The sequence below is a fragment of the Candidatus Accumulibacter cognatus genome, from assembly GCF_000584975.1.
GTDB lineage: Bacteria > Pseudomonadota > Gammaproteobacteria > Burkholderiales > Rhodocyclaceae > Accumulibacter > Accumulibacter cognatus.
In genome coordinates, this window is record NZ_JDST02000031.1 from 1 (window position 1) to 25,627 (window position 25,627).

25 protein-coding genes are annotated in these 25,627 nt (G+C 61.8%); 11 read left to right on the top strand and 14 right to left on the bottom strand.

Annotation, left to right across the window (positions count from 1 at the left end; translation table 11 throughout):
- The 5 genes from AW06_RS20040 to rpoS all read left to right on the top strand — a co-directional run.
- Positions 1–200 (top strand): hypothetical protein (locus AW06_RS20040; RefSeq protein ID WP_273704447.1); only part of this gene is annotated, 200 nt, incomplete at its 5' end.
- A 157-nt stretch (positions 201–357) separates the two neighbouring features.
- Positions 358–1,101, top strand: coding sequence for a 5'/3'-nucleotidase SurE (surE, locus tag AW06_RS06540; protein ID WP_034947499.1), 744 nt, complete (start codon positions 358–360; stop codon positions 1,099–1,101).
- On the top strand, positions 1,098–1,760 hold the full coding sequence (locus AW06_RS06545) for a protein-L-isoaspartate(D-aspartate) O-methyltransferase (protein WP_273704448.1): 663 nt from the start codon (positions 1,098–1,100) through the stop codon (positions 1,758–1,760). The genes surE and AW06_RS06545 overlap by 4 nt, the downstream gene beginning before the upstream one ends.
- Complete coding sequence (locus AW06_RS06550) at positions 1,757–2,704, top strand: peptidoglycan DD-metalloendopeptidase family protein (RefSeq protein WP_273704449.1); 948 nt, start codon at positions 1,757–1,759, stop codon at positions 2,702–2,704. Before AW06_RS06545 ends, AW06_RS06550 begins: the two co-directional genes overlap by 4 nt.
- A 2-nt stretch (positions 2,705–2,706) precedes the next feature.
- Positions 2,707–3,663, top strand: coding sequence for an RNA polymerase sigma factor RpoS (rpoS, locus tag AW06_RS06555; RefSeq protein WP_273704450.1), 957 nt, complete (start codon positions 2,707–2,709; stop codon positions 3,661–3,663).
- Positions 3,664–3,685: 22 nt separating this feature from the next.
- Here the strand turns inward: rpoS and mltB are convergent, their stop codons facing one another.
- Genes mltB through AW06_RS06575 form a run of 4 tightly spaced genes read right to left on the bottom strand, consistent with a single transcriptional unit; the run spans position 3,686 to position 8,605 of the window.
- On the bottom strand, positions 3,686–4,681 hold the full coding sequence (gene mltB / locus AW06_RS06560) for a lytic murein transglycosylase B (protein WP_034947502.1): 996 nt from the start codon (positions 4,679–4,681) through the stop codon (positions 3,686–3,688).
- A 46-nt stretch (positions 4,682–4,727) separates the two neighbouring features.
- Entirely contained in the window at positions 4,728–6,692 is a 1,965-nt protein-coding gene (locus AW06_RS06565; protein WP_034947505.1) for a DUF3488 and transglutaminase-like domain-containing protein, read from the bottom strand.
- Positions 6,689–7,651, bottom strand: coding sequence for a DUF58 domain-containing protein (locus AW06_RS06570; protein WP_034947508.1), 963 nt, complete (start codon positions 7,649–7,651; stop codon positions 6,689–6,691). The genes AW06_RS06565 and AW06_RS06570 overlap by 4 nt, the downstream gene beginning before the upstream one ends.
- Before the next feature lie 18 nt (positions 7,652–7,669).
- Positions 7,670–8,605 carry a MoxR family ATPase gene (locus AW06_RS06575; protein WP_273704451.1) on the bottom strand — a complete coding sequence of 312 codons (936 nt, stop codon included), beginning with the start codon at positions 8,603–8,605 and terminating at the stop codon, positions 7,670–7,672.
- 110 nt (positions 8,606–8,715) lie between these two features.
- Between AW06_RS06575 and AW06_RS06580 the strand changes: the two genes are divergently transcribed.
- The 4 genes from AW06_RS06580 to AW06_RS06595 all read left to right on the top strand — a co-directional run bounded on the left by AW06_RS06580 (position 8,716) and on the right by AW06_RS06595 (position 12,673).
- Positions 8,716–9,642 carry a histone deacetylase family protein gene (locus tag AW06_RS06580; RefSeq protein ID WP_034947512.1) on the top strand — a complete coding sequence of 309 codons (927 nt, stop codon included), beginning with the start codon at positions 8,716–8,718 and terminating at the stop codon, positions 9,640–9,642.
- A gap of 141 nt (positions 9,643–9,783) precedes the next feature.
- Positions 9,784–10,662 carry a 4-hydroxy-tetrahydrodipicolinate synthase gene (gene dapA, locus AW06_RS06585; RefSeq protein ID WP_034947514.1) on the top strand — a complete coding sequence of 293 codons (879 nt, stop codon included), beginning with the start codon at positions 9,784–9,786 and terminating at the stop codon, positions 10,660–10,662.
- Positions 10,663–10,674: 12 nt separating this feature from the next.
- Positions 10,675–11,811: an outer membrane protein assembly factor BamC gene (gene bamC, locus AW06_RS06590; RefSeq protein WP_034947517.1), complete on the top strand. Its 1,137-nt coding sequence runs from the start codon at positions 10,675–10,677 to the stop codon at positions 11,809–11,811.
- Between the two features lie 94 nt (positions 11,812–11,905).
- Positions 11,906–12,673 (top strand): MBL fold metallo-hydrolase, encoded by a 768-nt coding sequence (locus AW06_RS06595; protein ID WP_034947707.1) that lies wholly within the window; start codon positions 11,906–11,908, stop codon positions 12,671–12,673.
- A gap of 65 nt (positions 12,674–12,738) precedes the next feature.
- Here the strand turns inward: AW06_RS06595 and AW06_RS06600 are convergent, their stop codons facing one another.
- The 9 genes from AW06_RS06600 to AW06_RS06640 form a co-directional block, all read right to left on the bottom strand.
- Entirely contained in the window at positions 12,739–12,960 is a 222-nt protein-coding gene (locus tag AW06_RS06600; protein ID WP_034947523.1) for a hypothetical protein, read from the bottom strand.
- 214 nt (positions 12,961–13,174) lie between these two features.
- Complete coding sequence (locus AW06_RS06605; protein ID WP_273704452.1) at positions 13,175–14,380, bottom strand: ABC transporter permease; 1,206 nt, start codon at positions 14,378–14,380, stop codon at positions 13,175–13,177.
- Positions 14,381–14,392: 12 nt separating this feature from the next.
- The gene (locus AW06_RS06610; protein WP_034947526.1) at positions 14,393–15,601 is read right to left on the bottom strand and encodes an ABC transporter permease; all 1,209 of its coding nucleotides are present in this window, start codon (positions 15,599–15,601) and stop codon (positions 14,393–14,395) included.
- Positions 15,602–15,604: 3 nt separating this feature from the next.
- Positions 15,605–16,306, bottom strand: a complete 702-nt coding sequence (locus AW06_RS06615) for an ABC transporter ATP-binding protein (protein WP_034947529.1) — start codon at positions 16,304–16,306, stop codon at positions 15,605–15,607.
- A gap of 3 nt (positions 16,307–16,309) precedes the next feature.
- Entirely contained in the window at positions 16,310–17,476 is a 1,167-nt protein-coding gene (locus AW06_RS06620; RefSeq protein ID WP_034947532.1) for an efflux RND transporter periplasmic adaptor subunit, read from the bottom strand.
- A gap of 139 nt (positions 17,477–17,615) precedes the next feature.
- Positions 17,616–18,764: a tetratricopeptide repeat protein gene (locus AW06_RS20045; protein ID WP_273704453.1), complete on the bottom strand. Its 1,149-nt coding sequence runs from the start codon at positions 18,762–18,764 to the stop codon at positions 17,616–17,618.
- A gap of 272 nt (positions 18,765–19,036) precedes the next feature.
- Positions 19,037–19,633, bottom strand: coding sequence for a hypothetical protein (locus AW06_RS06630; protein WP_034947537.1), 597 nt, complete (start codon positions 19,631–19,633; stop codon positions 19,037–19,039).
- A gap of 127 nt (positions 19,634–19,760) precedes the next feature.
- The gene (locus tag AW06_RS06635; RefSeq protein ID WP_034947540.1) at positions 19,761–20,999 is read right to left on the bottom strand and encodes a pyridoxal-dependent decarboxylase, exosortase A system-associated; all 1,239 of its coding nucleotides are present in this window, start codon (positions 20,997–20,999) and stop codon (positions 19,761–19,763) included.
- A complete protein-coding gene (locus AW06_RS06640; RefSeq protein ID WP_034947543.1) occupies positions 20,992–22,599 on the bottom strand; it encodes an acyl-CoA ligase (AMP-forming), exosortase A system-associated in 1,608 nt (535 codons plus the stop codon). Before AW06_RS06640 ends, AW06_RS06635 begins: the two co-directional genes overlap by 8 nt.
- Positions 22,600–22,768: 169 nt before the next feature.
- On the opposite strand from AW06_RS06640, the gene AW06_RS06645 reads away from it, so the two are divergent.
- Together AW06_RS06645 and AW06_RS06650 are read left to right on the top strand one after the other, a co-directional pair.
- The gene (locus tag AW06_RS06645; protein WP_034947546.1) at positions 22,769–23,083 is read left to right on the top strand and encodes a DUF485 domain-containing protein; all 315 of its coding nucleotides are present in this window, start codon (positions 22,769–22,771) and stop codon (positions 23,081–23,083) included.
- Positions 23,080–24,807 carry a cation acetate symporter gene (locus AW06_RS06650; RefSeq protein WP_034947549.1) on the top strand — a complete coding sequence of 576 codons (1,728 nt, stop codon included), beginning with the start codon at positions 23,080–23,082 and terminating at the stop codon, positions 24,805–24,807. Before AW06_RS06645 ends, AW06_RS06650 begins: the two co-directional genes overlap by 4 nt.
- Before the next feature lie 299 nt (positions 24,808–25,106).
- On the opposite strand, the gene AW06_RS06655 is transcribed toward AW06_RS06650, so the two are convergent.
- Entirely contained in the window at positions 25,107–25,625 is a 519-nt protein-coding gene (locus tag AW06_RS06655; RefSeq protein WP_273704454.1) for a glutaredoxin family protein, read from the bottom strand.
- Positions 25,626–25,627 lie beyond the last annotated feature (2 nt).

The following is a 25,627-nucleotide window of genomic DNA, read 5'->3' on the forward strand; positions in this document are numbered from 1 at the left end:
AGGCAGCTCCCGGAAGGTGGCACGAATCCGTTCAATTAGGACGCTCGTCGTCAAGAGCGGCCATTCACTCGTCACTCCAGCAACCAACGGGGCTCTCCAGTCAAATCCAAAAGACCTTTCATATCATGACGGGCTTAAATTTGGAATTGCTGACTGTGTGCGCTGAAGTGTTCAGCGAGGTGCCGGGCGGTTATAATTGACGCCTGCTTGGCCATGCCAGGAGTTCTGGCGGCAGGTGCCGCAAGGCACTGTTTGCCGGCAGACTGGTGAGGAGCTGCAGCGCAGTTCCATCGATGCTGAAAAGGCCTGCCCCTAGCCGGGTTATTTCCCCGTGTTCGTTGATGTTCGTGGAGTGCCATGCGGATCCTGCTCTGTAACGATGACGGTTATTTTGCTCCGGGGATCGAGCATCTGGCGCACGTTCTGGCGGATGTCGCTGAAATTACCGTCGTCGCTCCCGAGCGCGACCGCAGCGGGGCGAGCAATTCGCTGACGCTTGATCGACCCCTGTCGCTCAAACGCGCTGCCAATGGCTTCTATCACGTGAACGGCACTCCCACCGACTGTGTTCACCTTGCGGTTACCGGCATGCTCGACGGGCTTCCGGACATGGTGGTGTCGGGAATCAACATGGGCGCCAACATGGGCGACGACACCATATATTCTGGTACCGTCGCAGCAGCGACCGAGGGTTTTCTGCTGGGCATTCCGTCCCTGGCAATTTCGCTGTGCGGAACACCCGGCGAGTATTTCGCGAGTGCGGCGCGGGTCGCCCGCGAACTGGTCGAAATGCTGCGGCGACAGGCGCTGAGAGAGCCGGTCTTGCTCAACGTCAATGTTCCCGATATACCCTACGCACAACTGCGCGGCACCGTTGTCACCCGCCTCGGCAAGCGCCACAAGGCCGAACCGGTGGTGCGCACGCTGTCGCCGCGCAACGAAACCGTGTTCTGGGTCGGTGCCGCTGGTGCCGCGGCGGATGCCGGCGAGGGCACCGATTTTCACGCGGTGCGCAACCATCTGGTGTCGGTGACGCCGCTGCAGGTCGATCTGACCCACAACGCGCAGTTGCCACTGCTGCGTGGGTGGCTGGCACGATGAACAAGCCAGGGACTCATACCGGTTTTGGCATGACCTCGCAGCGCACGCGCACGCGCATGATCGAGCGTCTCCGCGAACAGGGAATTGTTGACGAAGAGGTGCTGGCGGCGATCGCCGCCGTGCCACGGCATGTTTTTGTCGAAGAAGCGCTGGCCTCAAGGGCTTATGAGGACACGGCATTGCCGCTGGGCTACTCGCAGACGATCTCGCAACCCTATGTGGTGGCGCGGATGATCGAAGCGTTGCGCGCCGGTCGCGAACTTGGCAGGACGCTGGAGGTCGGCGCTGGCTGCGGCTACCAGGCCGCGGTGCTCGCGCAACTGACCAAGGAGGTCTATGCGGTCGAGCGGATCGCGCCGCTGCTCGACAGGGCCAGGCTCAATCTACGCGCGATCAAGGAACTCAAGGTGCGCTTGAAGCACGCCGACGGGCAACTCGGCCTGCCCGAGGCCGCCCCTTTTGATTCGATCATCGTCGCGGCCGCCGCGGCCAGGGTGCCGCGCGCACTGTTGCAGCAACTCGCCCCTCAAGGCAGGCTGATTCTGCCCTTGGGTGCGGCGACACAGCAACTGGCCCTGATCGAATTCAGACCGGAGGGTTTTGTCGAAACCCGCCTGGATGCCGTGCGTTTCGTCCCGTTGCTATCAGGAGTCGAATGAAGGATCAAGGGATTTTCCGTTGTCACGCTGCTGCTCTGGCCTTGCTGCTCGTTCTCGCTGGTTGTGCCAGCATCACGCCAGCGCCGCTGGATGAACGCAGTACCGCCGCCAAGCCACAGGTGGCCATTGCCAGCAAGGACATGTACCTCGTCAAGAAGGGGGACACGCTGTATTCCATCGCGCTCGATCATGGGTTGGACTACAGGGATCTGGTAACGTGGAATGCAATCGAGAATCCGAATCGCATCCTGATCGGACAAGCGTTACGGGTCAGGGCGCCAGGTTCTGCCGTGGCGGGCGAAACGGCCGTGGTGCGGCCGATTGGTACCGTCGCAGTGGTCGAGCAGCGCCCGCTTGGTGCGGGTGCTGCTGCGGTCTCTGCGGCTGGCGACGCCGTCGTTCTCAAGCGAGAACCGAAGGCGGGCAAGGAAGCTTACTCGGAGCAGGCGCTGGCGCGGGCGCAAGCGCAGCCGAAACCGGCCGAGCCGGCCGTGGCCATGGCTACCGTGACCAAGGCCGAAGCCAAACCGGAAGCTCAAGGTGAGGCCAGGCCCGGCGATACGGTTGCCGGCGGCGAGGAAATCACCTGGACATGGCCGGCCAGCGGCAAGCTGATCGGCACTTTCAGCGAGGGCGGCAACAAGGGGATCGATATCAACGGCAAGGCCGGGGATGCCGTGCTCGCTGCCGGTGGCGGCAAGGTCGTGTATAGCGGTACCGGGTTGCGCGGTTACGGCAAGCTGGTGATCGTCAAGCACAACAACACCTACCTGACCGCTTACGCGCATAACCAGAGTGTGCTGGTGAAGGAAGGCCAGAGTGTCAGCAAGGGACAGAAGATCGCCGAAATGGGCAATACCGACGCCGATCAGGTCAAGCTGCACTTTGAAATCCGGCGCCAGGGCAAGCCGGTCGACCCGCTCAAACACTTGCCGCAGCGTTGACCATGTCCGGCGCTTTCGATTCTGATGCTGATTCCTTCGGCGACGATCTGGAGCAGCCGGATTTCTTTTTGGAGGAACCGGTATTGGCGCCCGACCTCGTATCGGAGGGAACATCGCCCGAGGCCGAGTTGCTCAATGACGTCACCCAGCATTACCTCAACGAGATCGGTGCCAAGCCTCTGTTTTCTCCGGCCGAAGAGGCGGTCTGGGCGCGGCGGGCACGCGCGGGTGATTTCCTGGCCCGCCAGAAAATGATCGAGCACAATCTGCGGTTGGTGGTCAATATTGCCAAGCACTATTTCAACCGCGGCCTGCCCTTGCTCGACATGATCGAGGAGGGAAATCTCGGCCTGATCCACGCAATCGAAAAATTCGACCCCGAGCGCGGCTTCCGTTTTTCGACGTATGCCACCTGGTGGATCCGGCAAAGCATCGAGCGCGCGATCATGAATCAGTCACGAACGATTCGCCTGCCGGTGCATGTGGTCAAGGAAATCAACCTCGTGCTGCGTGCCATTCGCCATCTGGAGTCGGCCAATGGGCGGGAAATCTGCGTCGAGCAGATCGCCCATCTGATCGATCGGCCGAGCGACGATGTGCGCCGCGTGATGGCCCTCAACGAGCGTATTGCTTCGCTCGACGCCCCCTTGCAAGTCGACCCGAGCCGATCGTATGGTGATGCGTTGGCCGACGAGAGCCTGCTCGACCCGGATGAACTGTTGCAGTCCAACGAGCTTGGCGACTTGTTGAACAAGTGGGTCGGGCAGCTCTCCGAGAAGCAGCGACAGGTTCTGCAACGTCGTTATGGGCTTGCCGGCAAGGAGGCCTGCACCCTTGAAGAAATTGCCTTCGACCTGAATCTGACACGCGAGCGCGTTCGTCAGATCCAGATCGAGGCACTCGATCACCTGCGCCGTGTCATACGGCGCGAAGGCGGCACCGCCGACAACCTGCTCTGATCGTATGGTTAAGGCCCGCAGATCAGCGCGTGCCGATCAGTTTATCGTGCGCCGTACGTAGCGCCTCGGCGAGTTGAAAGACCGACATCGCGTAGAAGCTCGATCGGTTGTACCGGGTGATTACGTAGAAATTGTCGAAGCCGAGCCAGTATTCGGTGGTCGCTCCCGGAGTCACCAGGTCGATCAGAGCCGCCGTGCGATCGCCGTCAACCGTGGTGACTGCGACCACCCCCTCGGCGGCCATCTCGCGTACCGTCAGCGCGGGTTTGATCCCGGCCGCGAGCAATCCCGCCGGATCGCCGCTGACACTTGCCGGTACGGCAACCGGAGCGCCGCTCTGCCAGCCATGCTGCTGCAGAAAACGGGCAACACTGCCGATGGCGTCACTGCTGCTGCTGCGCAGGTCGATGCGGTCGTCACCGTCGAAGTCGACGGCAAAGCGCCGCTGGCTGCTGGGCATGAACTGCGGGATGCCGATGGCCCCGGCGTAGGAACCCTTGATATCGAGCGGGCTGACGCCGTTCTCACGCGCCAGCAGCAGAAACTGCTCTAGTTCACCGCGGAAGAACTCTGCGCGCGGTGGGTAATGGAAGGCGAGCGAAGCGAGCGCTTCGAAGACGCCAAAACTGCCCATGTTCTGGCCATACACGGTCTCGACGCCGATGATCGACACGATCACTTCAGCCGGTACGCCGTAGGTCGCTTGTGCGCGTTGCAGGGTGGCGGCATGTTTTTGCCAGAACGAGAGGCCGCCACCGATGCGTGAGCTGTTCAGAAAGCGCTCGCGATAGCGTTGCCAGGAGCGCTGCTTTTCGGGAAAGGCCGGCGGGCGGATGGCGCGCAGCACCGTAGCATTCGGACGGATGACGGCGAACTGCCGTGTCAGGTGGGCGACATCAAAACCGTGCTGTTCGTGCATGCCGATAATGAAAGCCTGGACCTCCGGTTCCTGGCTGAACCCGGTGCCCGACTGACCGTGGCCAGGCAGGGACAGCAGGCAGCCGAGCAGCCCGAACATCGCGAATGATTTGTTCAAATCTCATTTCTCCTTGCGCCAGGCATCATCATGACCGTTGTGGTGGCAGGCGGCGCACGCATTGCTGCAGCTGCTCCAGCAGATCTTCGCCGCCATGGCGGCCATAGCGCAGTTGGGCATAGCAGCCGGCGGCTTCGCTGGTGAGTGCGGCCAGGTCGGGGCGTTCGCGCGCGACCCTTCGTGCGAAGGCCAGTGGCCCTTCCCATGCCGCTCGGCCGACGCCCCGGCGCGCCAGCTGCGTGCAATAGCGTTGCCAGGCGCGCTGTGCCGGATCGGCGCGACGCCGCCGGGGCAGCGTCCACCACGTGATGATCAGAAGCGCCAGACCACAGAGTATCGCCAGCGTCGCCGTCATGCTCTGCCAGTCGGGATCGCTCAAGCCGGCCCGTGACAGCAGTTCGCGCTGGCGTTGCGGATTGTAACCGAGCACCCACTGATTCCAGCTATTGTTTGCCGCCTCCCAACGATTGCGTAACTGGCGCAACCAGGTCGCGTCGAGCCGGACAATGCCTGGCAGAGGCTCACCTTCAGGCAGTGCGGCGACGATTCCCTGTTCAATGCGCGATGGTGCGACGGCAGCCGTTGGGTCGATACGCACCCAGCCCTTGCCGGCCAGCCAGATTTCGCTCCAGGCGTGGGCGTCGGACTGGCGGACGGTAAGATAGCCATCGACCGGATTGATTTCGCCGCCCTGGTAACCGGCGACCACCCGTGCCGGAACCCCGGCCGCGCGCATCAGGAATACGAACGCCGATGCGTAGTGCTCGCAGAAGCCGCGCCGGGTGACGAACAGGAATTCATCGACGGCGTCTGCGCCGAGCAGCGGCGGGCGCAGGGTGTAGTGGAAATCTTCCTGGCGGAACATCGAGAGCGCGGCCGCGGCGATTTTTTCCGCGGGCAGCGATTGCCAGCTGCTGGCCAGGGCGCGCGTGCGCGGATTGATCCGTGCCGGCAGTGCCAGTGCCTGTTGCAGAATGGCCGGCGCCTCGATGCGGTTGGCATGGTAATCAACCGCAGAAACAAACGACATGCGGGTGCGGACACGCAGCGGTTCGCGGGCCAGGACTTCGAGGGTGGGTGCCAGCGAACTTTCGGGCGGCAGGCTGGTCGCCACATCGAGCGCCAGCAGCCAGCGCTGGTTGTGCGCTTCGAGAATGCTGGTGTAGGCGTAGGCCGTACCACTGGCCTCGATCACCGGTGCCGGCCTCGGTAGCCTGGCGGGCGGCGTTGCGGTTCGCCAGGTGACTCCGTCATAGCTGTCGAAGACCGGGCCACGCCAGTAGAGATCGGCCTTATCCGGCGTCTCACCAGCAAAGTGGCTGCGAAAGGCGATTGCGCCCGACTGGATCAGATGGCTGATCGATCCCGGCGACATCTGCTCGGACAAGCCGCTCAGACTGGCGCGGGATTCTTCCGGCAAGCCCCATAGCGGCCCCGTGACACGCGGGAAAAGCAGATAGAGAATACACATGAAAGGCAGGGCCTGCAGCAGCAACAGGGCGGCTTGCCGGGCAATCGTCATGACTGGCTGGGCACCGCCGCCATGCAAGCCGATCAGGGCGCCCGTCAGTAGGGTCGTGGCGACCAGCAGCCAGAGGCCGGTGGGGATGCTCTGCGAGTAGAAATAGTGGGTCAGCAGGAGGAAATAACCGAGCATGACGATGACCAGAGCATCACGCTGGTGGTGCGTTTCCATCGGTTTGAGAGCCATGAACAGGACCAGCATGGCAACACCGGATTCCTTGCCGAAGAGGCTGTGGAATTGCCAGGCGATGCCCGCGACGCCAGCCATCACCAGCAAGGCCAGCGACCAGCGTGGCGGCAGCGGGCGACGTTGTTGCCACAACCAGGCGCGCCAGAGCAGGCTGCTGGCGACCAGCAGCGACAGCCACGGCGGCAGGTGTTCGGCGTGCGGGCCGGCGGTCGCCAGCGCACCGGTCAGCAGCCAGGGTACGGCGCCGTGTTCGAGTGCGCGTGGCGGTTGGCGGCTCATGATGCCGTTTCACCGTACAGCGCCAGCGCTTGCAGGCAGTGGGTGCGGTGCAGGCTCCCCTGCGCTGGCGCGATCCGCTGCCCCGGCAGCGTCAGACCGTAGCGTGCCTGCTGTTCGTCGGCGGCCATCACCCAGCCGGCCAGGATCGACAAGCGGTCTTCGTGGCTGCGCTCGGGTGGTGTCAGAGACCAGTCGAGCCACAGTTCATCGCTGGCCCCACCGGCGAACTGCTTGACCAGCAGCCTCTGTTCATCGGCGCAGCGGGCGACCGCTTTCCAGGCAATGTGCCGGGTCGGATCGCTTGGCTGGCGTGGCCGCAAACCGGCGAAGTCCTCCTGGCCGCTATCGCCGTGGTGGTGATCAGCTTGCGCACCCGGCGATGGCCTTGGCAGGGGGGTGCGTAATGGCCTGGGGTAGACCACGCACGACCAGCACGGGTGCGGGTAGCTCCAGGCCTGAAACAGGCCTAGCGGATAGCGTGTGGCGAGCGTTACTCGCCCCGGGTCGAGGCGGCCACGTTTGCTCGTGGTGTAGGGGATGGCCACGGTCACGTCCCCCCGCGCCGGGACGTCAATCGTGACCAGCGGCTGCCCGTCAAAGGAAAACTCGAGGGCACGACGCGGCTCCTTGCGGGCGTTATCCAGTTGCAGCGGAAAACTCGCCAGATCGCCGGCAAAAACCGCTTCGGTGCGTCCCGGAGTCAAACGCAGGCCGAACAGATTGTGAAAGGTGTATACCATGGCCACCAGACCGAGGCCGGCTAGCAGAAAGATCAGCGCGTGTCCGAGGCTCAGGTTGTAGTTGATGGCGCCGATCAGCATCACCGCGAGCACGCCGGCAAACAGGATGCCGGCGCCCGTCGGCACGATGAAGATTCGGCGTTGCCCGAGCACGATCGGCAACTGCTCGTCACGCGCCAGGCGGAACAACCAGCGCTGCAAGGCGGCGAACAGAGGCATCTTGGTGACCCGTGGCCGTCAGGCAAGCGGTAGTGATCGAATCAGGGCGGCGATATCTTCGTTCCCCGCGTAGCCGCCGCTGACCAGTCGCAGGCGATGGCGGGCGACGGCCGGCAGCACCGCCTGCACGTCTTCCGGCAGGACCATCTGGCGACCATCGCTGAATGCCCAGGCGCGCGCCACCGCGAGCAGTGACAGGGCAGCGCGCGGGCTCAGGCCATGCACCAGCCGGACGTCCTGGCGCGTTGCCTCGACCAGCGATTGCAGGTAATCGAGCAAAGCCGGCGAACTGTAGACCGCGGCCACCTCTTGCTGCATTGCGGCAAAGTCGCCGGGGCCAAGACAGGTCGCCAGCGTCGGCAACTGTTCGCGCCGGCCACCGCTTTCAAGCAGCGCCCGTTCGGCGTCGTGGTCCGGGTAGCCGAGTTCGATGCGCAGCAGAAAGCGGTCGAGTTGTGATTCGGGCAAGGGGAACGTGCCGATCTGGGTTGAAGGGTTCTGCGTGGCGATCACGAAGAAGGGTTCGGGCAGCGGCCGCGTTTCTCCCTCGGTCGTGACCTGTCCCTCTTCCATGGCTTCGAGCAGGGCACTCTGCGTCTTCGGAGTGGCGCGATTGATTTCGTCGGCAAGCAGAACCTGCGAGAATACCGGGCCGGGAAGAAACTGGAAATGGCCGCTCTCACGGTTGAAGATCGAGACGCCGAGGATGTCGGCTGGCAGCATATCGCTTGTGAACTGGATGCGCGAAAACTGGAATCCGAGTACCCGCGCCAGGGTGTGCGCCAGGGTGGTCTTGCCGACGCCCGGCAGATCTTCGATCAGCAAATGACCTTTCGCCAGAAGACAGCACAGTGCGAGGCGGGTTTGCACATTCTTGCCGAGGATCACCGCGTTGGCGGCGGCAAGAATTCTGGCGACCGGGGAGGGTCTCGTCGTCGGGAGCATGGGTGGCATGGCTTGTCGTAGTAGCGCAATTGGGATGATAATAAACCATCAGCCGACAACTCGATTTCCCACAGTATCCATCGCCCGTGGCGGGGATCCTCTGCGGCAGAAAGGCCATAGTGACCAGCACTGCATATATCACCCATCGCGACTGCCAATTGCACGACATGGGTTCGTATCACCCGGAAGCTCCCGACCGGCTGACCGCGATCAGCGACCACATGATCGCGCAAGGTCTGGATTCATATTTCGTTTATCACGATGCGCCGTTGGCCACTTTCCAGCAACTTCATCGGGTTCATTCTGCCGCACATCTGGAACGGTTGAAGCGGGCCTCGCCCGAGTTGGGCATCGTGCATCTCGACCCGGATACGGCCATGAACCGGCATACCTGGCAAGCGGCACTGCGTGCTGCCGGGGCAGGGATCAAGGCGGTCGACCTGGTGATGGCCGGAGAGGTCGAGAATGCCTTTTGTGCCGTGCGTCCGCCAGGACACCATGCCGAACGGGCGGCGGCGATGGGCTTCTGTTTCTTCAACAATATCGCCGTGGCAGCCGCCCATGCGCTGGTAGCGCATCAATTGTCGCGCATCGCGATCGTTGATTTTGACGTCCACCACGGCAATGGGACCGAGGACTGCTTCAAGGGCGATTCGCGCGTGCTGATGGTCGGCACCTTTCAGCATCCGTTCTACCCCTACAGCGGTACCGAACGGCCGGCCTTCAACATGGTGAATGTGCCCCTCAGCCGGGGAACCGACGGTGAGGAATTCCGCAGTGTGGTGAGTGATATCTGGATGCCGCGCCTGCGCGAGTTCCAGCCGGAGATGATCCTGATCTCGGCGGGTTTTGATGCCCACTACGAGGATGAGATGGGCGGCTTGAAATTTCTCGAAAAAGATTACGCCTGGGTTACCGTACAACTGAAGCAGCTTGCCGAAGAATGCGCCCAGAAGCGGATCGTGTCGATGCTTGAAGGAGGTTACTCGCTGTCGGCGCTGGCGCGCAGCGTGGTCGCTCATCTTCGGGTTCTGGCCGAGATCTGAGAACGGCGTGCAAGTCGTGGGGCATGCTGTGTGCGGCTATTGTTTTTCATCGCCAAGGCCTTTCCTTTCGGTTAAAATCGAATGTTCTATTTCCACCGGGAAGACTTCCCGGTAAGTAATTGTCAGGGCGCCCCAAAGACCATGATTACCGGATCGATTGTAGCGATTGTCACCCCCATGCATGCCGACGGGAGTCTTGACCTGCCCGGCCTGCGCCGTCTGATCGATTTCCATGTCCAGCAAGGTACCGACGCCATTGTCATTGTCGGTACGACCGGAGAGTCGCCGACGGTCAACTTTGAGGAACACTGTGAACTGATCCGTATCGCCGTTGACCAGGCTGCCGGTCGTATCCCGATGATTGCTGGCACGGGCGCCAATTCGACCGCTGAAGCGATTGAACTGACGCGTTTTGCCCGCCAGGCCGGCGTCGATGCCGCGTTGTCGGTAGTACCGTATTACAACAAGCCGACCCAGGAAGGGCTGTATCGCCATTTTCGGGCGATAGCCGAGGCCGTTGATCTCCCGGTGATTCTCTATAACGTACCGGGTCGGACGGTCGCCGATCTGAGCAATGAAACCGCGCTGCGCCTCGCTGAAATACCGAATATCGTCGGTATCAAGGATGCTACGGGTAACATGGATCGTGGCTGCGAGTTGATCGCCCGCGCGCCTGCCGGTTTTGCCGTCTATAGTGGTGATGATGCAAGTGCCTGTGCCCTGATTCTGATGGGTGCAAGCGGCGACATCTCGGTGGTCGCCAATATTGCTCCACGCCTGATGCACGAGATGTGCGCTGCTGCGCTGGCTGGCGATGCCATCCAGGCGCGTACCCTGAATGCCCGCCTGCTCGATCTGCATCGACAACTGTTCTGCGAAGCGAACCCGATCCCTGTCAAGTGGGCGTGCCAGCAACTGGGCTTGATTGACGGTGGGCTGCGGCTGCCGCTGACGCCACTTTCGCCGGATTTTCACGCACGTGTCCGTGCCGCCATGCAGCAGGCGGGCGTATTGGTCTAGTCAGGTGGTCAAATGAGTCCTGCCGTATCGCGCTGCCTCGCCGCGCTTCTGCTGCTGGCTGGTTGCAGCGGTTCCCTGCTTGAACCCAAGCGAATCGAGTACAAGACGGCGTCGGCCACCAATGTGCCGTCGCTGGAAGTACCTCCTGACCTGACTTCACCTGCGCGTGATGACCGTTATGCCGTACCGGATACCCTGGGCAAGGGGACGGCTACCTACTCGGCATACTCCGCCGAGCGTTCACCACAGGCCCGCGCGCAGCAGAAGAGCGAGGTCCTGCCGGCAGTCGACCGGGCGCGCATCGAGCGTTCCGGCAATCAGCGCTGGCTGGTGGTCGCAGGGGCGCCGGACAAACTCTGGGGGCAGGTCAAGGACTTCTGGCAGGAAACCGGTTTTGTGATCAAACTTGAACTGCCAGATGCCGGGGTGATGGAAACCGACTGGGCCGAGAACCGTGCCAAGATCGAGCAGGATTTCATCCGCAACCTGCTCGGCAAGCTGATCGACTCGGTCTATTCGACGGCCGAGCGCGACAAGTTCCGAACTCGCCTGGAGCCGGGGAGCATCCCGGGGACTACCGACATCTTTGTCAGTCATCGCGGCATGTACGAGATTTACGTGACCGAGGGCAGGGATCAGACCAAGTGGCAGCCACGTCCGGCTGATCCGGAACTCGAAGCGGAGATGCTGCGTCGTTTGATGATTCGTCTTGGAAGCGACGAGAAGCGTGCTACCGAGGCCATGCGGGTTGCGCAGGAGAAACCCGTCGAGCGAGCCCGTCTGACTCGCGGTGCCGACGGTGCCGGAACCCTAGAGGTCGAGGAAGCGTTTGATCGTGCCTGGCGTCGAGTCGGTCTGGCGCTGGACAGGGTTGGTTTCACGGTTGAAGATCGGGATCGTTCCAGGGGCCTTTACTTCGTGCGTTATGTCGACCCAGAAAGTGACAATCAGAAGAAGGAAGACACCTTCTTGTCGAGGCTCAACCCTTTCAAAAGCAGTTCTGTCAACAAGACACAAATCCAGTACCGCATCTTCATTCGTGAAGCCGGCAGCCTGTCGACAGTCCAGGTGCTTTCGCCCGAGGGGGGGGGCGACCAGTCCGAGACGGCGAAGAAGATCCTTAATCTGCTTTACGATCAGTTGAAGTAGGGGTCAGTATCATCGCATACTGACCTGGATTCCTCCGAGCAATAGCGAATGTTGGACATCATCATGTCGCGAGGCTCCGTGACCCGTGCAAATGATCCGTTTCGCATCGCTGGGTAGCGGCAGTCGGGGTAACGCCCTGCTGGTCGAGGCTGGCAAGACGAAAGTGTTGCTCGACTGCGGCTTTTCAGCACGCATGACGACCGCCAGGTTGGCCAGACTGGGTACTGTTCCCGATGATCTGGCCGCGATCGTGGTGACGCACGAGCATGCTGATCATGTGGCGGGTGTTTTCGCCCTTGCCCGCCACTACCAGCTCACGGTTTATCTGACGCACGGCACCTATGCCGCGGCGTCGCAAGGCAGGGCCACCTTACCCGCATGCAGGCTGATCAACGGCCATACCTGCTTTGCAATCGGCGGCCTTGAAGTGTGGCCCTTCCCGGTGCCGCACGATGCTCGCGAACCCGTTCAGTATGCGTTCAGAGATGGTCAGCACTGCCTTGGCGTGCTCACCGATAGTGGCTCGATTACGCCCCACATCGTTGAGGTTCTGGGTGCCTGCGACGGGCTGGTACTGGAATGCAACCACGATCATGCGCTGCTGGCTGCATCGAGATATCCGGTGCGGCTCAAGCAGCGCATCGCCGGGCGCTTCGGTCATCTGGAGAACGGCCAGGCGGCAGCCTTCTTGCGGCAGGTCGATACCCGGCGCTTGCAGCATCTGGTCGCGGCACACCTGAGCCAGGAGAATAACCGGCCAGAACTGGCTGCCAGAGCCCTGGCATCGGCTCTGGGCTGCAGCGAGGATTGGATCGCTGTGGCCGACCAGGATGCCGGTTTCGACTGGCGGCAACTGCGCTGATCGTGTTCTGTCCGGGCAAGAAAAAGCCGGCGCAAGCCGGCTTTTTCTTGCCCGGACAGAACAGATTACTTCTTCATTGCGTCCTTGGCTGCATCGGCAGCACCCTGAGCGGCGGCGCCAGCCACTTCCTTGGCCTTGTCTGCGGCGGCTTCGGCTGCTGGTTTGGCCGCATCTGCCGGTTTGGCTGCATCGGCAGCCGGAGCAGCAGCCGGCTTGGCTTCTTCCTTCTTGCCACAGGCGGTAACAGCGAGAGCGATCAGCGCAGCAACGAGGAGGGAATTTTTCATAATGGGGGTTCCTTATCGACAATAAAAAGATTACAACGAGCCAGAAGCTTAAGGGTTGACCGGCGAGCACGTCGACCAACTCATAATTTTAACATCGATCCGCCGGGCTAACGCCCAATCTTCCAAAAACGCATTCAGTGTCACTCATACCGTCGATACGTCGGATAAGGAGTGGAATTCGCCGCGCGGCAGCTGATCCGATGGTCAGATGATTTCATTCCGCACGCAGCGCATCTACAGCGTTCAGCCGTGCTGCGCGCCGGGCCGGCAACACGCCGGCGAGCAGGCCAATTGCGATCGCGATGTTTTCGGCGAGGACGATGAAACTGAGTGGCGTATGCACAGGCAGTGTCGGCAGCAGCAGGTGCAGCAACTGCGCGCCCCCGATGCCGATGAGCAGTCCGAACAGCCCGCCGAGTGCCGAGAGCATGACCGCCTCGCCCAGAAACAGGCTGAGGATGGTGCGGCGTGGTGCCCCAAGAGCGACCAGCAGGCCGATTTCGCCGGTACGTTCGGAGACCGCGATGGTCATGATGGTGACGATGCCCACGCCGCCGACGAGCAGCGAAATGCTGCCCAATGCACCAACCGCCATGGTCAGGACATCAAGGATGTTCGACAGCGTCTGCAGCATATCTTCCTGTGTCGTAATGGTGAAATCCTCGCGTCCGTGACGTGCCGTGAGTGTTGCCTTGACCAGTGCGCTGACACTAGCGGCTGGCATCCCTTCATCGTATGACATGTCGATCTTCATCAACCCGTCGCGGTTGTAGAGTTCGAGCGCGCGGGCCGTCGGGATGTAGGCAGCGTCGTCAAGATCGATACCGAGAAATTGCCCCTTGGCCTCAAGGATACCGATGACGCGAAAGGTCAGGCCGCCCACGCGGACCCGCGCACCCAGGGGATTACCGTTGCCAAATAATTCTTCCTTGAGCTTCGCACCAAGAACGATGAAGGCGCGTGCGTGATCGGCATCCTCGGCCGGCAGGAACTGGCCGCTGCTGACCCGGATGCTGAACACCTTCAGCATTTCGGCGCTGACTCCGTTGACGGTGGTGCGGCGCAGGCGGCCGTTGGCATTAATCTCGGTGTTGCCCCATACGGTTGCGGTCATGCCTGTGATATGTGGCAGGCGTCCAAGAGCGTGGGCATCCTCCAGGGTCAGCGGCCGCACCGAGGTCGGGATGCCGGTCGGCGCAGGGCCGGAGGTCTTGACCTTGCCCGGCGCAACGCTGATCACGTTGGTGCCGAACTGCGTGAATTCGGCCAGAACAAATCGATGGATTCCTTCTCCGATCGAGGTCAGCAGGATCACCGCGGCGATCCCGACGGCGATCTCGAGGAGGGTCAGAAAGCTGCGCAGGCGGTGTGCAGTCATGGCACGCAAAGCGAGTTGTAGTCCGTCACCAGGGCGAATCATGCCTGCAGCAGCTCAGCGTTTCGACAGCGACTGTACGGGATCGAGCCGCGCCGCTTGCCGTGCCGGCAGTACACCAAACAGGATGCCGGTAGCAAGCGCGGTGCCGAGTCCGGCCAGTACCGCCCAGTCTGGCGGAAAGGCAGGAAATTCGGGATAGAGCTGGCGGATGATCGCCGCCATGGCCAGCCCAAGCACGCAGCCGAGCAGGGCACCTGTTACCGACAACATCGCCGCCTCGGTCAGAAAGGCGTTGCGGATCGTTGCGCCAGTGGCACCGAGTGCCTTGAGCAGGCCGATTTCCGTGGTGCGCTGGGTAACCGAGACGAGCATCACGTTCATCACCAGGATGCCGGCAACGGCCAGGCTGATCGCTGCAATTCCGGCAACGGCGATGGTCATGGTTCCGAGCAGGCGGTCGAAGGTGGCGAGAACGGCATCCTGGGTGATGATCGTGACGTCCTGTTCGCCCTCGTGGCGGAGTTGGATGATTTCAGCCAACTGTGCCTTGGCCTGGTCGATACTGTCCCGGCTGCTGGCCTCGACGAGGATGCGGAACAGGGTGTTGCTGTTGAACATGGCTTGCGCCAGTGACACCGGTACGATCACCAACTCGTCGGTGTTCATGCCCAGCCCCTGGCCGGTCGACGCGAGAACGCCGACGATGCGGAAACGCCGGTCACCGATACGTACCATCTGGCCGAGCGCCTCCTCGCGAGCAAACATTTCATTGCGTATCTTGGCTCCGATGACAGCTTCGGATACTCCCCGCCGCCAGTCGCCCTGTGGCAGGAAACGCCCTTGCGCGAGCGTCAGGCGGCGAACCTCGATGAATTCGGCGGTGGTTCCGGCCACCATGACTTCGCGCAGCTTGCCGCCGAAGCTGATCTCGGAAGTGCCGACCGTCAGTGGCGCCACGCGGTGCACGGCGCTGGCGCGCCGCAGTGCCTGGGCATCGTCGATGGTCAGATCGCGTGGCGTGCTGGTGATGGCGTTACCGGGGTTGAAGCCGCCGGTTTGCGAGCGGCCGGGCAGGACGATCACCAGATTGCTGCCAATCGAGGCGAATTGGTTCAACACGTAGCGGCGTGCGCCATCGCCGAGCGCCGTCAACACCACCACGGCGGCGACGCCGATGGCCATGGCCAGCACCAGGAGAGAGGTGCGTAGAGGGTTACCGGTGGCTGCGTCGCGGGCGAAACGGATCAGGTCGGGAGCACGCATGCGTCAGTCAACCCTGGGGCTGCGCCATCGATCCTGTTCCAGGACACCATCCGCCATCAACAATTGGCGTCGCGCGCGTGCGCCAAGGTCGCCATCGTGGGTGACGACGATCAGCGTGACGCCCTGATCGTTGAGTCCTTCGAGCAGACGCATCACTTCTTCTCCGGTGTTGCGATCGAGGTTCCCGGTTGGTTCGTCGGCGAGGATCAGCGCCGGTTGCATGATCGTCGCACGGGCAATCGCGACGCGCTGGCGCTGTCCACCCGAGAGTTGATCCGGACGATGGTTGGCACGGTTCTCCAGGCCGTAGTCTCGCAGTGCGCGGGCGACACGCTCGGCACGCCGGGGGGGGGCGATGCCCGCCAGGATCATTGGCAGCGCGATGTTTTCAGCGGCGGTAAGGCGTGGCACCAGATGAAAGCTCTGAAAGACGAAGCCGATCCGCTCGCTGCGCACGCGTGCCTGTTCTTTGGCGGAGAGTGTGGTGACGTCGCAACCCTCAAGACGATAAGTCCCTGCATTTGGGCGGTCGAGGAGGCCAAGCAGGTTGAGCAACGTCGATTTGCCCGAGCCGGATGGACCCATCACGGCCACGTATTCGCTCGCAGCAACGCGGATGTCGAGATGGCGCAAGGCGTGCACTTCACTATCGCCGAGGTGAAAAACCCGCTCGATCCCGGAGAGTTCGATCAGCGCCGCGCTCATCAATTACTTGCCGGCTGCGGCTGGCCTGGTTTCGACCGAGTAATGCGCACCTGCCTTGACGCCCGCACGCTCGAGCGAGGTCACCACGCGTTCGCCGGTCGCCAGGCCTTCGATGACCTCGGTAAACTCCCAGTTGGCGAGACCGGTCCTGATCCGGCGTTCATGGAGCGTGCCGTCTGCGTCCGCGACCAGCACCCGACTGCCTTCGAACAGCGCCGGGGTGGGAACGCGCACGGCCTGATCGCGAACCGCCAGAATCACTTCGACATCGGCGCTATAGCCGACCAGAAGCTTTCCCGGTGCGCTCGGGTCATCGAGGGTGGCCTCGATATCGACGGTACGTGCCTGTTTTTCAACGGCTGAGACGTACGGTGCGACGCGCCTGACCCGGCCTGGAAAGGATTGCCGCGGCAGCGCGTCGAGACTGATGCGAACCGGCTGCCCAGCGCTGATCCTGGGCGCATCGACTTCGTCCATCGGGGCCTTGATGTACAGGCAGGAATCGTCGATCAGGTCAATCGCCGGTGGTGTCGGCACGCCGGGCGGCGATGGCGTCGAGAACTCACCGACCTCGCCGACAATCTTGGCGATGGTACCGGCAAATGGCGCATAGAGTACCGTCCGCCCCTGCTCGACGCGCGTCAGGTTGACCCTGGTCTCGGCTTGTGCCAGGTCGGCGCGGGCGGCCTCGCAGCCGGCACGTCGGGCGAGCGCTTCGGTGCGCGCGCTGTCCTCCCTGGCGCCCGAGACAAAACCTTTGGCGTGCAGTGCCGACTGCCGTTCGGCTTCGCGTTCGGCATTGATGGCTACGGCGCAGGCCTCGTTGATGCGGTGGCGGGCCGTCGCGGCCTGCGCGACGGCCAATGCGCTCTGCGCCTGCTGGTCGTCGTTCCACAGCTTCATTAGCAGTTGGCCCTTGTTGACACGGTCTCCCTCCTTGACCGCCAAAATCTCGATGCGGCCACCGGTAATCGTCGATAGGCGGGTGCGCTGACAGGCTTCAATCGTTCCGGCGCGGGTATTGGCGATCGTCGATTCAACCAGGCCGCGCTCGATCTCCTTGAGCACCACGGCAACCGGTTTGGGGCGGTTTGCCCACCAGATACCGGACGCAAACAGCAGCAATATCAGAAGCGCGATCAGTAGGCGGCGGAGCAAGGGTGACAGCATGGCAAGACTCAAGATCGGGAAGCGAACGCGATTACCAGGCAGACTGGGGAGCGACTAAAGCATTGGACTGGCAAAGGCAACGAGCATTTTCGCACCAGGTCTTGAGGTCTTGTGCTACAGGCGCAGCATCGGCGATGGCTCAGGGCCAGTCCTTCGGCAGCGGGGCGACCACGGTGAACATCAGTCCCGCAGCGCCCAGGATGTCGAGTTCGCCATACACGTACTTGTTGAACCGGTAGCCGATACTGGGCACCAATCCCGGTGAGAAGCCCTTGTAGTTCAGCGGTACCTTGTCCTCGTACTCTCCGACATAACCGTAAAGGAGACCCGCTGTCCACTGCAGGTACCAGTTCTCGAAGCCGAAGGGCTCGACGTAGCGTTGCCCGGCGTAGATGTAGGTGCTTGGTTGCCCGAAGGAGTTGGAGAACACGACTCCACCGGCAAACCAGCGCCCTTCCAGTGCTTTGTTGAGGCCCAGCATGACTACTGGTTTATGATCCTTGTCGGGATTGTAATGGAGCGTGTAGGGGCTGAACAGCAAATCCCAACCCCCGGCCTCGACCCCTCGTCCCGAGTCCTGGCGCACAGAAGTCCGCTCGGTGATGACAGCGGTCGAGGAGTGCTGGGGAGGATCGACTTTAGCCTCCGCAGGTTTCTGTGCCGGCCTTTCCGGCAGTATTTCGGCCGTGGCGATTGGTGTTACCTTTGTCACGGGCTTGGTTGCGGCCGTGTTGGAGGTGGGCAGCGGCGCAGCAGACCCTCTGCTTGGCGCGGCGCCGGTCGTTCTCGATGATCCAGCGGCTGGTTGCAACGTCGTGCCCGGTCTGCCGGTATCGCTGCCTGACGCGCTGAGGTTGAGTTCCCGCAGTCTGGACAGCTTGGACTTCGCCAGTTTGTTGGCAGGATCAAGTTGCAGCGCCTGACCATAAGATTCGCTGGCAAGCCTGGCGTAGACGTCACCGAGGTTTTCGCGGGCGATCGCATAGCCTGGATCGGTCCTGATCGCCATCTCGAGTGCTGTACGAGCTTTGTCGTACTGCTTTTCCCGGGCGTACAGAACAGCCAGGTTGTTATAGGGCTCCGGCAGTTCCGGATAGTCCTCGTTGAGCTCGCTGAACACGACAAAGGCTTCGCTCGGACGGTCCATCTCCACGAGGATCAGTCCCTTCAGGAATCGCCCCTGTGCCTCTCTCGGCCGGCTTGCAAGGTAGGCATCAACCTTTGCGAGGGCTTCTGCCGGCTGCCCCTGTTTCAATAGACGCCGCACATCAGAGATCTCGTCTGCCATGGCCGGGACGACTGTGCAGGCCAGGAGGAAGCCGGTCATCAAGACAGAGAAGGGCGCCCGTAAAGGCTTGGGAGAGTTCGAGCGCATGGTTATGGTTTGCCTTGCCGCGGTTGGGTGTCACTTAACCGGTCGATTCTAACAAGAAGTGCGTGCAAACCAAACAGATACCGTACTCCGGGCAATTCAGATCGATCCTGGTCCGTACGGACAGCTGGCCGGAGCCGGGCCACCTGTACGGCGAGGTTCTTCTCCAGCCAGTCAGCCAGTACGTCTCATGCTGGAAACAGTGGTCGCCGCTTTTGTGGCTTGCCTGGCCTGCCCTGCAGTTGCGCGTATCCCAGGCCGCCAAGGAGTAGCACGACGATGGCCAACGCTGTTGCAGACGAGGATTCGCCGTCCTGACCACTGCCCGGGATGACCTGGTGCTGCATGGTGATGTCGAGGGTGTTGTGGAGGCCGACATATTCCGCATGCGAACTGTCGATGTGGCCCGGCGCTGGCGTCGAGAAGTCGGCCTGACTTGGTTCGATATCGCTCTGCCGGGTGTGCACGCGCTGTCCGTCGGTGGCATTATCGTCTCCCTGCCCAGGTTTGCTGTCGAAGGGTACGCTCTCACGGTTGATCTGGGTGGAGACGGGTTCGCTGGCCAGCAGGGAGAGCTGACCGAGGAAGTTGGCACGGTCGCCCGCTATGTGGGTGCCGGAGGGGATAGCAGCGGCTTTCACAGGACTGGGCAGATAGAGCGTCAGTCCTTTGTCTACACGCGCACTGCTCGGCAGGAAACTGGCCGCAGCGACGCTGTTGACCACGAGGAGGGTGGTTCCGACAATCATCAGTCGCTGGCAAAGAGAAGCGAGAGCGGATTTCATGAGCGTTTCTCCTGTTTATCCTGATCGGGTAAACGTCGCCTGGAGCCGTTTCTTGAGGGTCTCCCTGAATATTTCGATAAGAAATACGTTCTTGATTGACGGATTGCCGAGCTTCTCTCACGGGTTCTCAGACCAGCAATTCGATACCGGCGGGATGCCCGAGAAAGGCCTGCGGGCTGGCCGTAATCCCATAGGCGCCCGACTGGAAGATCACGACCAGATCTCCGGCTTGTGCTGTGGCCAGTGCCATTCGGTCAGCCAGCAGGTCGAGTGGCGTGCACAACGGACCTACCACCGATACCGTTTCGAGTTCGGTCGGCGTCATCCGGTTGCCAATGGCGACGGGGTAGTTCTTGCGGATCACCTGGCCGAAGTTGCCCGATGCAGAGAGATGGTGGTGCAGTCCGCCGTCGCAGACGAGGAAGGTGTGACCGCGCGAGACCTTGCGATCGACGATGCGGGTGACGTAGATGCCGGCCTCCCCCACCAGATAACGCCCCAGTTCGACGACCAGCTCGGCCGCCGGCAATTCATGGCCTGCGCGTTCGACGATATTGGCGAGATTGGCGCCGATTGGTGCCAAGTCGAGCGGCTGCTCGCCCGGGAAGTAGGGGATGCCAAACCCGCCGCCGAGGTTGAGGAATCGAACCGTTGATGGCGCAGCCTGTGCCAGGCGCAATGCCAGCTCATAGCTCTTGCCCTGCGCTTCGACGATGGCTTCCGGTCTGAGGTTTTGTGAGCCGGCAAAGAGGTGGAAGCCTTCAAAGGCCAGGCCGCTGCGGCCGATCTCGGCCAGGAGTCCGGGGACTTGTTCGGCATCCACACCAAATTGCTTGGCGCCGCCGCCCATTTTCATTCCCGAACTCTTGAGTTCGAAATCGGGATTGACGCGTACGGCAATGCGTGCCGTGTAACCCGTCGCGTCGCCAATGGCTGCCAGTTCCACAACCTCACGAAACGATTCGATATTGATCAGGATGCCGGCCGCAACCGCCTGTTGCAACTCGCTGCGCCGTTTGCCCGGGCCGGCAAAGCTGATGTCGCGCGGATTGGCCCCGGCGTCGAGAGCGACCTGTAGTTCGCCGGCCGATGCCACGTCGATGCCATCGACCAGGCCGGCCATATGGCAGACTAGCGCCGGCATCGGGTTGGCCTTCATCGCGTAGTGCAGTTTCAGGGTTGTCGGCAGAGCAGCCCGCAGTTCGCCGACTCGTTGCGTCAGCAAATGCCGGTCGTAAACGTAAAACGGCGTTTGCCCGACACGCGCGGCGAGTCGCGACAGCGGCAGGCCACCGACGATGAGTTCACCGTTTTGTACCGGGAACGGATTGATCACTGCATGTACCGGAGAGCTTCGATTATTCATCTGCAGCCACTTTCATCGCGAGAAACTCACTGGCCAGCGCCTTGCGGTCGATCTTGCCGTTGGGGTTGCGCGGCAAGGGGCCCGACCGCACGATGATGCCTGCCGGCACCATGTACGCGGGCATGCGGTTACGGCATTCGGCAAGCAGGGCGGTGGTATCGAGGCTGTCGCCAGCGGCGGGCGTGGCAATCACCTGGATGGCTTGCCCGAGCGTTGCGTGCTCGACGCCAAAGGCAACGCATTCGCCGACCAGGCGAGTGGCGTAGATCACTTCCTCGACCTCGGTGGGACTGACCCGGTAGCCCGACGTTTTCATCATTTCGTCGCGGCGACCGATGAAATAGAGAAAACCCTCTTCATCCCTGCGCACGGTGTCACCCGAGAACACGGCGATCTCGGGCAGCACCAGACCGGCATCGCGACCCGGCGTATTCGTGGGAAGCGGTTTGTAACGCTCGGCGGTTTTTTCGTGGTCGTTCCAGTAACCCATGCCCACCAGTGCGCCGCGATGGACGAGTTCGCCTGGTTCGTTGGCCGCGCAGGACGAGCCATCTTCGCGCAGGACGAGAATTTCGGCGTTTGGGATGGCTTTGCCGATCGAATCCGGGCGTCGGTCCACCTCCTCCGGCGGCAGGTAGGTCGAACGGAAGGCTTCCGTCAGGCCGTACATCAGATAGGGCTTGCTTGCTGGCAGGCGTGCGCGCAAGGCGGCCAGCGTTTCGCGTGGCATGCGCCCACCGGTATTGGCGAAATATCGCAGGTGCTGGTTAATGGTCGCTGGCCAGGCGAGCTGCGAGAGCTGAATGTAGAGCGGCGGTACCGCGGTCAGTCCGGTCACCCTTTCTTTCGCCAGAGCCTTGAGCACATCCTGGGGCAGAAGGTAATTGAGCAGCACGACGCGCGCACCGGCGTGAAATGCCGTCGTCAACTGGCTGAAGCCGGCATCGAAAGAGAGTGGCAGGGCAGCCAGCAGCGTGTCGGCAGCGCTGTTTTCGAGATAGCTCGCAACGCTTTTGGCACCGGCGACCATGTTGCGGTGCGAGAGAACCACCCCTTTCGGTTTGCCCGTACTCCCCGAGGTGTAGAGGATGGCCGCCATGTCGGTGTCGATGACCCGGTGGCCGGCGGCAGAAGACGCCTGCAGCAGATCGTCCCAGCCCAGGCAGGCGAGTGGGCCGGTACTGGTTGGCCAGGAGTCGGCGTTGACCAGGATGACATGCCGCAGATCATGGCATGCAGAGAGCGTTGCAGTCAGCAGCGGCAGGCGTTCGGGCGAGGTGACAAGCGCTCGTACATTGCAGTCGCGCATGATGTAGGCCACCTGCTCCGCCTTGAGCAGGGGGTTCAGCGGTACGAAGACGCAACCGGCAGCAGTGGTGCCAAAACTCGCAACGACGGTCTCCATCCGCTTCTCGAGGTAGATCGCCACCCGCTCGCCGCGTTGCAGGCCGAGAGCGATCAGACCGCCGACGAAACCAGCGATCGCTTGCTGGAGCTTGGAGTAGCTCATCGACTGTTTGCCGTAGGTCAGCGCGACGGCGTCTGGTTGGCGATTTGCCGAGTTGGCGATCAGTTCGGGGAGCAGGCTTGCATCAATCATTCTTATTCAGGAGGGCCGGGTCAGGGGGATGGGGACGGATTTTAACAAGCTCTCGTGGTTTCGGGGTTCCTTTGCTGGCGTAAGCAGGAAGTAAGTATTGACCATTATGATGTGCTGGAAGTCATGATAAGTGACTCGATAGTAGGAACTTTTTGAGGAGGAGACAATAGTGAGCGAAGACGTCGTTGCACGGATTGAGGCCAATCCGAAGTATCACGATCTGGTACATAAGCGCAATTCATTCGGCTATATCCTGTCTGTTTTGATGGTCATTGCCTACTACGGCTACATCCTGTTGATTGCTTTCAACAAGGAATGGCTGGCTGGCAAGCTGGGTGCCGGGATGGTCACGTCGATCGGAATTCCACTGGGGGTAGGCGTGATCATCTTCACGATCATCCTGACCAACATCTATGTTCGCCGTGCCAACACTGAATTTGACGACATGAATGCCGAGATCCTCAGGGAGGCCAACAAGAGATGAGCAGCCAATCCATACGCAACATTTTCGGCCTAACCTTGGGCCTGCTCGCCACTGGCGGCGTTCTCGCGGCGGGTGCCGACCTTGGCAATACCACGAAGCAGGCCACCAACTGGGTGGCGATTGCCATGTTCGTCGTCTTCGTCCTGATTACCCTGGGGATCACCCGCTGGGCGGCGATGAAAACCAAGACGGCTGCCGACTTCTATACGGCCGGCGGCGGCATTACCGGCTTTCAGAACGGTCTGGCGATCGCCGGTGACTACATGTCCGCGGCGTCCTTCCTCGGCATCTCCGGGCTGGTCTTCGCCAACGGCTTTGACGGGCTGATCTTCTCGATCGGCTGGCTGGTCGGCTGGCCGGTGATCACCTTCCTGATGGCCGAGCGGCTGCGCAATCTGGGCAAGTTCACTTTTGCCGATGTGGCTTCCTATCGCTTCGCACAAACACCGACGCGGACCTTTGCCGCTTGCGGGACGCTGGTTGTCGTGGCTTTCTACATGATTGCCCAGATGGTCGGCGCCGGTCAATTGATCAAGGTGCTGTTCGGCCTCGAGTACATCTATGCGGTGATGATCGTCGGTGTTCTGATGATGTGTTATGTGCTCTTCGGCGGCATGACGGCCACCACCTGGGTGCAGATCATCAAGGCCATCATGCTGCTCTCCGGTGCCACCTTCATGGCGCTGGCCGTGCTCTGGCAGTTCAATTTCAACCCCGAGGCACTGTTTGCCAAGGCCGTCGAAATACACGCCAAGCACGACGCGATCATGTCTCCGGGGGTGCTGATCAAGGACCCGATCTCCGCGATTTCGGTCGGTATGGCCCTGATGTTCGGAACGGCGGGCCTGCCGCACATCCTGATGCGCTTCTTCACCGTTCCGAGTGCCAAGGAAGCACGCAAGTCGGTCGGTTGGGCGACGACCTGGATCGGCTACTTCTACATCCTGACCTTCATCATCGGCTTTGGCGCCATCGTCATGCTGACGCAGGACCCAGTAGCCTACTACGTGCCGAAGATGGTCGATGGGGTGCAGGCGGTCGGACCTGATGGCAAGCTGGTCTGGGATGGCCTGCGGGGCGGCGGCAACATGGCGGCCATCCACCTGTCGAACGCCGTCGGTGGCAATGTCTTCCTCGGCTTCATCTCGGCGGTGGCTTTCGCGACCATCCTGGCGGTGGTTTCCGGCTTGACGCTGTCGGGTGCCTCAGCCGTGTCGCATGACCTCTATGCGACGGTGTTCAAGAAGGGCAAGGCCGATTCGGCGCACGAACTGCGGGTTTCCAAGATCACCACGATCTGTCTCGGCATCGTTGCGGTGGGTCTCGGGATCGCATTCGAGAAGGAAAACGTCGCCTATATGGTGATGTTGGCCTTCGTGATCGCCTGTTCGGCAAATTTCCCGATCCTCTTCATGTCGGTGCTCTGGAAGGACTGCACGACCAAGGGGGCCGTGGCCGGTGGCGTCGTAGGCCTGATCAGCTCGGTTGTCCTGACCATCTTGTCGGCATCGGTGTGGGAAGCCGTCCTGAAGAATCCCAAAGGCAGCGCATGGTTCCCGTACTCTTCACCGGCCATCTTCTCGATGACCGCGGCGTTCGTGGTGATCTATGTGGTTTCCAAGCTGGACAACAGCAAGCAGGCTCAGCTTGAGCGTTCGCTGTATCCGGCTCAGAAAGTTCGTTCGGAAACCGGATTTGGCGCGTCTTCGGCATCGGGTCACTAAGGGCTGCTTCGGCAGCAGCAAGTAGTATCAGTATCGGCCAATCGGCCCGGGAGTCTCAGCACTCCCGGGCCGTTTTATTGTGGCCATCAGTCGCCGGAGATGTTGAGGGGAGGATGGGGAATTCGCAGGAGCGCATGCCATGCCCATCGAGCGATGCCGGTGTGCCAGCCGGAATGCACACTCCGCAAGGGAAGGCGCTCCTCGCTTGCAGGATCGAGGGCGCGGTGCCTGTCTGCAACAGCCATGACCGTGTTGGGGTCGGGCGTCCGCGCGAGATTCCTGTCAGATTGCGCTTCGCCTCATTCGGCCGCGGCACCGCTGGAGGGCTTGATGCGCTGGGGATTATTGGCCGGATAACCGGCGGCGTCGAGCAATTCGTTCCAGGTGGTCGGGGCAAAACCCCGCGCGCTTTGCCGGCCGACGCTGATGCTGGGTAACAAGGATTCTCCACCGAGTTGACGGCCGAGTTCGGCGATTTCTTCTTCGCTGGTGAGCATCTTTTCAGTGAATGGAATGCCGCGACCATTGAGCAGACCGCGTGCCTGCTTGCAGGTAACACAGCCGGTGCTGGTATACAGGATGACCGGGAATTTTTCACTTGCCTGGCGAACCGCATAGGGCAGCTGCTGTTCATCCACTCCGGTCGTACTGGAATATTTCATGACCTGACGGGCTCCCGGCGGCGGGGGAAGATCAGAGATGATGGTGCCGCCGCTTTTCGGATCGATCCAGCGGTAGGTGGTCTGGGCACTGGCCGTGCCGGCGATCAGCAGCACGATGGCGGTGGCGCGACCAAGGCGCCGGGCGGTGGTGGGCATGT